Below are 1,822 nucleotides of genomic sequence, written 5' to 3' on the forward strand. Positions count from 1 at the left end.
AGCCTTAGGTTAGGAGGGCACCCGGGGAACTGAAACATCTAAGTACCCGGAGGAAAAGTAATCAATTGAGATTCCCCAAGTAGCGGCGAGCGAACGGGGAAGAGCCCAAACCAGAAAGCTTTGCTTTCTGGGGTTGAGGACTGACAACAATCAAATCAGGCTTAGTCGAACTACCTGGAAAGGTAGGCCACAGAAGGTAACAGCCCTGTAAGCGAAAAGCAGAGTTTGAGGGTCAGAATCCAGAGTACCACGGGACACGAGGAACCCTGTGGGAAGCAGGGGGGACCACCCTCCAAGGCAAAATACTCCTTGGCGACCAATAGCGCATAGTACCGTGAGGGAAAGGTGAAAAGCACCCCGGGAGGGGAGTGAAAGAGAACCTGAAACCGTATGTCTACAAGCAGTCGAAGACCTTTATATGGTCAACGGCGTGCCTATTGAAGAATGAACCGGCGAGTTACAGTAACTAGCGAGGTTAAGTGGGAAACACGGAGCCGAAGCGAAAGCGAGTCTAAATAGGGCGAAAGTTAGTTATTGTAGACCCGAAACCGCAGTGATCTATCCATGACCAGGTTGAAGCGCAGGTAAAAATGCGTGGAGGACCGAACCCGTGAGCGTTGAAAAGCTTTGGGATGAGTTGTGGATAGGGGNGAAATGCCAATCGAACGCGGAGATAGCTGGTTCTCCCCGAAATAGCTTTAGGGCTAGCCTCAGGTAATGAGTATAGACGGTAGAGCACTGATAGGGCTAGGGGNCTTATAGATTACTGAACCTTGTCAAACTACGAATGGATATACTTTAACCTGGGAGTCAGACTGCGAGTGATAAGATCCGTAGTCAAAAGGGAAACAGCCCAGACCATCAGCTAAGGTCCCCAATGCCGTGCTAAGTGGCAAAGGATGTGGAATTTCCGAAACAACCAGGATGTTGGCTTAGAAGCAGCCAACATTTAAAGAGTGCGTAATAGCTCACTGGTCGAGAGATTGTGCGCCGAAGATGTCCGGGGCTAAAGCACGGAACCGAAGCTATGGCATTGAGAGGTGGGAGGCGAGAGGTTAGAAGTGGGAATAAAGAGCTACGAAGATCTTGAAGTATATCAGCAAGGATTTAGACTAGCTGTAGAAATTCACAGACTAACAACTGCCTTTCCAGCAGTGGAAAGACGAGAACTAGGGTATCAGCTGAGGAGAGCGGCAGTATCTATACCAGCGAATATAGCTGAAGGATATGGACGAAAAAACTCATCCGCAGAATTCAAGCATTTCTTGCGAAATGCCCTAGGGTCCAGCAATGAAGTATGCGTGTTACTTAAGCTAGCCAAAGAACTATCGTACCTTTCAGATGACAAAGTCATCGAAGAATACGATATACTAGGCAAGCGGCTGTATCACTTAATAGAAAGCTGGAAATAAAGAAGTGAGAAAATCTCACCTCCAACATCTCGCATCTCACCTCTCAATGGGTAGGGGAGCGTTCTTATCGGAGTGAAGCATGACCGTAAGGACATGTGGACTGATAAGAAGTGAGAATGCCGGTATGAGTAGCGAAAAGACAAGTGAGAATCTTGTCCACCGAAAGCCTAAGGATTTCTGAGGAAGGATCGTCCGCTCAGAGTAAGTCGGGACCTAAGCCGAGGCGTGAATGCGTAGGCGATGGACAACTGGTTAAAAATCCAGTACCACCTAGAGTCGTTTGAGCGATGGAGTGACACAGTAGGGTAAATGAGCGCGAGGATGGAAATTCGCGTCTAAGCTTGTAGGGTGTTGTGTAGGCAAATCCGCACAACTGAAACCTGAGAAGTAATGGGTAGCTGTTAGAAGTA

Annotated in this window: 3 other annotated features. The window is 48.2% G+C overall.

What is annotated here, in order from left to right:
- Position 1 precedes the first annotated feature (1 nt).
- Positions 2–386 (forward strand) — a sequence feature (23S ribosomal RNA rRNA prediction is too short).
- A 17-nt stretch (positions 387–403) separates the two neighbouring features.
- Positions 404–1,536, forward strand: a sequence feature (23S ribosomal RNA rRNA prediction is too short).
- Between the two features lie 50 nt (positions 1,537–1,586).
- Positions 1,587–1,822: a sequence feature (23S ribosomal RNA rRNA prediction is too short), on the forward strand.

It is taken from the genome of Sporomusa sp. KB1, assembly GCF_007830295.1.
In the GTDB taxonomy this organism is placed as follows: Bacteria; Bacillota; Negativicutes; order Sporomusales; family Sporomusaceae; genus Sporomusa.